The 5,051-nt window shown below is 46.9% G+C and carries 4 protein-coding genes and 1 pseudogene; 4 read left to right on the top strand and 1 reads right to left on the bottom strand.

Going from position 1 to position 5,051, the window contains the following annotated elements; all coding sequences use genetic code 11:
* The first annotated feature begins 205 nt into the window (after window positions 1–205).
* Window positions 206–937: a pyridoxine 5'-phosphate synthase gene (gene pdxJ, locus ACTBDZ_RS15045; protein WP_438815916.1), complete on the top strand. Its 732-nt coding sequence runs from the start codon at window positions 206–208 to the stop codon at window positions 935–937.
* Window positions 937–1,356 (top strand): holo-ACP synthase, encoded by a 420-nt coding sequence (acpS, locus tag ACTBDZ_RS15040; protein WP_438815915.1) that lies wholly within the window; start codon window positions 937–939, stop codon window positions 1,354–1,356. Before pdxJ ends, acpS begins: the two co-directional genes overlap by 1 nt.
* On the opposite strand, the gene ACTBDZ_RS15035 is transcribed toward acpS, so the two are convergent.
* On the bottom strand, window positions 1,331–1,552 hold the full coding sequence (locus tag ACTBDZ_RS15035) for a YfhL family 4Fe-4S dicluster ferredoxin (RefSeq protein WP_438815914.1): 222 nt from the start codon (window positions 1,550–1,552) through the stop codon (window positions 1,331–1,333). The two genes, acpS and ACTBDZ_RS15035, sit on opposite strands and share 26 nt — an antisense overlap.
* A gap of 224 nt (window positions 1,553–1,776) precedes the next feature.
* Here ACTBDZ_RS15035 and pdeH point away from each other — a divergent pair, with 224 nt between their 5' ends.
* On the top strand, window positions 1,777–2,565 hold the full coding sequence (gene pdeH, locus ACTBDZ_RS15030; RefSeq protein WP_438815913.1) for a cyclic-guanylate-specific phosphodiesterase: 789 nt from the start codon (window positions 1,777–1,779) through the stop codon (window positions 2,563–2,565).
* 780 nt (window positions 2,566–3,345) lie between these two features.
* Window positions 3,346–4,863, top strand: a pseudogene (locus tag ACTBDZ_RS15025) (diguanylate cyclase domain-containing protein).
* The last annotated feature ends 188 nt before the right edge of the window (window positions 4,864–5,051 follow it).

Genomic DNA, 5,051 nt, shown 5'->3' with positions numbered 1-5,051 from the left:
TTCAGTATTGGTGACAGACCACCACAAGTATCCAACCTCAATTCTATTCACAAGACCATCGTTGATGTTCTCGGCGAGCGATACCGTCGAATTTATTCTTAAAGTAGGTGCGGAATGACGGATCTAAAGATAGCCGCAGTGGTAACGAACCGAAAGGCCAGTGTACACTGGTCGTCTAACGGTGATTCTTTTGAGGACTGATTTCATGGCAGAGCTTTTGCTAGGTGTAAATATCGATCATGTGGCGACCCTGCGCAATGCGCGCGGCACAGCGTACCCCGATCCGGTGCAGGCTGCGTTTGTTGCCGAGCAAGCCGGGGCGGATGGTATTACGGTTCATCTGCGTGAAGATCGTCGTCATATCACCGATCGCGATGTGCGTTTGTTACGCCAAACGTTGCAGACGCGCATGAACCTTGAAATGGCGGTGACGGAAGAGATGCTGGCGATTGCCTGCGAGCTTCGTCCTCACTTTTGTTGTCTGGTGCCTGAGAAACGCCAGGAAGTGACAACGGAAGGTGGGTTGGACGTTGCGGGTCAACTGCCGCGCATGACATCAGCCGTGGCTCGTTTGCACGAGGCGGGGATTCTGGTATCTCTGTTTATCGACCCCGAACGGGCGCAAATTGATGCCGCTGTAGCCGTTGGCGCTCCTTATATCGAAATCCATACCGGTGCTTATGCCGATGCTCAGGACGATACGCTGCGCCAGCAAGAGTGGGCGCGTATTCGCGATGCGGCAGTTTATGCCGCCAGCAAAGGGCTCAAGGTAAATGCCGGACATGGCCTGACCTACCACAACGTGCAAGCTATTGCGGCCCTGCCTGAAATCCATGAGCTTAATATCGGGCATGCGATTATCGGTCGCGCCGTGATGAGTGGCTTGGCAGAGGCCGTCGCGGAAATGAAGGCATTGCTGCGGGAAGCCCGTCGTTAATGGCTATTCTGGGACTTGGCTCGGACATTGTGGAGATCGCCCGTATCGAGGCGATTATCGCGCGATCCGGCGATCGCCTGGCGCGCAGAGTGTTATCCGCACAAGAGTGGGTGCACTATGAAAAGCACCCGCAGTCTGCCCGCTATCTTGCCAAGCGCTTTGCTGTCAAAGAAGCGGCGGCGAAGGCCTTAGGCACCGGCATTAGCCAGGGGCTGGCTTTCGATCAATTCGACGTCTTCAACGATGCGTTGGGTAAACCTTGCCTGCGGCTTTGGGGACGCGCGCAATCGATGGCGGAAAACTTAGGGGTGGAGGAGATACACGTGACCATTGCCGATGAGCGGCACTATGCCTGCGCCACGGTGATCCTTGAGGGGGAGCGAAAACGCCCGCTCACAGACGATCGGCGTGATGCATAACAACAAACTTTTCCCATAATTGCTCCTGCGTTTCCACTTGTTGCGGGTCACGAATGATTGTATTGTCAATCGGGCATACCTTTTGGCAGGTAGGCACATCGTAGTGGCCCACACACTCTGTGCAACGCAGCGGGTCTATTTCATAGGTATCTAACCCCATGGAAATTGCCTGATTGGGACATTCAGGCTCGCACATGTCTCAGTTAATGCATTTAGGGGTGATCAGTAATGCCATTTCTTTATACCTTGCAAAACCAGCTGCGGATTATACTCGTAACGACGTAGCGGAGCACTCTCTTTCCCCGATATCTCTCGCATAAAATAGCGTAGTAAGCCAAATAATGAATAAAGTTTTCGTGGCTTTGCCGATATCCATTTTTCTAAGTATAAGCAGGCTAACAACGTATCACATCAGGTCTTATGACAAAATGTATCGGGCAGCAGGGGAATTTAGGGGTTATACAGGCACTGCCTTCTGAACTTGGGGATGCGGCAGCTTTTGAACGCCAGTATTGGCATCACTGTCAAAGACGCTATAACTTTCAGCCTATTTACCGCATCAGCGGCAAACTGTTAGCGATAGAGCTGCTTACTGCTGTGTTTTCGCCAGCATTTCCGCAGCGTTTTGTTTCACCTGAAACCTATTTTGCCAGTATCAATGTGGCTGAGCGGTTACAGGTAGTGATTGAGCAAATGCAGCTTCTGTCGCGTTGGCATCCTCGCTTTATTCAGGATGGCATTCTGGCGTCAGTCAATGTGGACGGGCAAACGTTGCATGCGTTACAACAGAGCCATGAAGCGAAGCAGTTGATCGCATCCATGCCTTGGCTGCGATTCGAGATCGTGGAAAATCAGGGGACGCTCTCGCAAGAAGTCTTGACTATGTTTCCCGAAATGCGTCACCTGTGGCTGGATGATTTCGGGGCGGGCGTCGCCAATTTTTCTTCGCTGATGCAAGCGCAATATGACTATATCAAAGTGGCGCGCGAGCTGTTTATTTTGCTGCAAAAAAGTGAGGAGGGCCGTCAGCTGTTCCCGTCATTGGTGGCGCTGCTGTCCCGCTTTTGTAATCACGTGGTGGTTGAAGGGGTCGAAACGCAGGAAGAGTGGGGAATGGTAACGCAAACGCGGGCTGACGCGGTGCAAGGGTATTTCCTTTCTCGCCCCCAACCTTTTGAGAATTTTAGCGAGTTGAAATCTACGTTGTAATCTGAGCAGAGTCAGTTAAACCTATTGGACTGGTATCACTGTTGGCGCGTTGGTTACTTGACACGATAATTTACATTTTATTTCTCCCTTTCCTCGTGCGCTGCTTTTTCGCCGTTTGCTGTCCTGCCTGACATCTAAACGTTAAAAATGGTGATTCATTTTGTTATACAGGCTCTTTTCATTGTTTGATTCTTGTAATTTTTTCAGCAATGGTGTTTTATATTGTTAATGATTAGTGGAATGAACCTTGCCGCTCCTGATCTTGATGGGGACTCAACAGGTGCACATGATAAGTGAAACGATTTTGCATTGATGGTAACTTTATGAATATAATGAGAAAATAGGTTTTTTATTTAATGAGAACGATCAATTATCGTGTGGTGATAGATTTTATTGATTAAAACAGTGATACCTATTGGTATAATTGATTTGCTTACAGAATTTTGAAAAATACGTAACATTGAAATTCGTAAGTTTTTTATTTCATTAGATAAACTTATAACACGAGTTATTATTCATCACCTTAACGCTAATTAAAGATACTCTGTTTGGACTTGTTATTTTTATTTACACACAGTGATAGATGGGGGCTTTATGCTGATGTTCCTATGTTTTTGAATTCATCTGAACACAGGAGCTTTTTTTCATCCCTCCCTCCCGCTCTCCGGAAAACTGCCGATCCCGAATCTGTATGGGAGAGCGGCGCTTTGTCTGTGTGTTTCACTATCCGTGATGTGGTTTGTATGACCAGTCTTTCCGAGGACTGAGGGGCGTGTTATTGTGTATGAGATAATAATAACCATACTTATAATACTGTTGTTAGTTTCTGTTATCAGAAACAGGGGAAGCAAGCAAAAGTTTAAGCAGGATCGCGAAAAACAAGACTTCCTCGATACGATTTTTTATGCCACAGAATATAGCCCGGCTTCGATCATTATTGCGAATGAGAATTGTGAAATTCTTTATGTAAATCGTCAGTTTGTAACCATGTCCGGTTATATGCCCGATGAAGTGATCGGTAAAAAAACCAATATAATGAATTCGGGAATGACCAACCCCAGCGTCTATGAAGATCTCTGGTCAACGCTCGATCGTGGTGAAACCTGGAGCGGTGAATTTATTAACCGTCGTAAAGACGGGCAGCTTTACTGGGAAAAGGCCAATATTTCTAAAATCTATAATAAAGTCACAGATTCAACGAATTATGTTGGGGTGAAGCTGGACATTACGGAGCGTAAAGCAAAGGAACATCACGATAACTCCTATAATCGCGCGTTAGAACTTCTCTCCAGCGGTGCTCCGTTGAAAGATATCCTTGATGCCATCGTGTTTAGTGTGGAGGAAAAAAATCCGGGTCGCATCGTCTGCTCCGTATTGTTGGTGGATAAAGAGAAGAAGTGTCTGACGTTGGCTTCTGCGCCCAGCCTGCCCGGTTTTTATAAAAATGCCATTCATAACGTAAAAATCGCTGACGGTGCCGCCTCTTTTGGTACCGCGGCGTATAACGTTAAGTTCTTGATTTAGTAAGATATTTACGTTCATCCTGATTGGTCATTGTATAAAGGGCTCGCGCTCTATGCCGGGTTACGCTCTTGCTGGTCTGAGCCGGTTATCGGCCAGAATAAAGAGATCCTCGGTGTGCTCAGCGTTTACCACCGTAAGCCCTATGTGCCCAATGAAGAAGAAACCTTTTCCATTGAAAAATCTGCGCAGTTGGTGGCGATTGCTATCGAACGGTACAGTGCGATTGATATGCTGCGACGCAGTGAAGAGCATTACCGCCAACTGGCACACTATGATTCGCTGACATCACTGGCAAACGGCCTGACGTTTGCGGAACAGATGGAACAGGCTATTTTGTTATCAAAACAGACAGGGCGTCGTATCGCTTTGATGTTTCTTGATTTGGATAAATTCAAACAGATCAATGATACCTTTGGTCATGCCATTGGCGACTTGTTGTTAAAAGAAGCCGCTGCGCGCATGCGGATTTCAGTACGTGATACTGACACTGTTTATCGCCGTAGTGGCGATGAATTTATTATCTTGCTGCAAGGCATTAAAGAAGAAGCTAACACTCTCTATGTTGCAGACAAGATTCATAATGCTATGAATAAAACTTTTGATATTTAAGGGAAAAAACTTGAGGTGTCATGCAGTATCGGTATTGCGCTCTATCCTGAGCACGGTACTGATTCATTGACGTTAGCCATCAACGCAGACTCTGCCATGTATCAGGCAAAAGCCATGGGGCGCAGCCAAACGCAAATCTACGTCGTACAAAACGGTCATCAGTGATAATTGGGTACGTTAGGGAAACGAACAACACAAACTGCCATTAATTGGGCAGTTTGTGTGTTCAATCCGTCATTCCGCACCTGATTTTTCTTTTTTCGGGACTTGACAGTATTCTGAAGTTCTGAATTTATTACTGCTTTTTGCAGACCAATCAGCATGAGTACTCCCCACGTTACCATCCGTAACCT

The sequence above is a fragment of the Symbiopectobacterium sp. genome, assembly GCF_051710365.1.
Taxonomy (GTDB): domain Bacteria; phylum Pseudomonadota; class Gammaproteobacteria; order Enterobacterales; family Enterobacteriaceae; genus Symbiopectobacterium.
This window is presented reverse-complemented; position numbering and strand designations above follow the sequence as displayed.

What these genes read in the sequence shown, in the direction of transcription:
- pdeH (WP_438815913.1), top strand. Translation starts at nt 1,777, where the DNA reads ATGACAAAATGTATCGGGCAGCAGGGGAATTTAGGGGTTATACAGGCA.
- acpS (WP_438815915.1), top strand. Translation starts at nt 937, where the DNA reads ATGGCTATTCTGGGACTTGGCTCGGACATTGTGGAGATCGCCCGTATC.
- pdxJ (WP_438815916.1), top strand. Translation starts at nt 206, where the DNA reads ATGGCAGAGCTTTTGCTAGGTGTAAATATCGATCATGTGGCGACCCTG.
- ACTBDZ_RS15035 (WP_438815914.1), bottom strand. Translation starts at nt 1,552, where the DNA reads ATGTGCGAGCCTGAATGTCCCAATCAGGCAATTTCCATGGGGTTAGAT.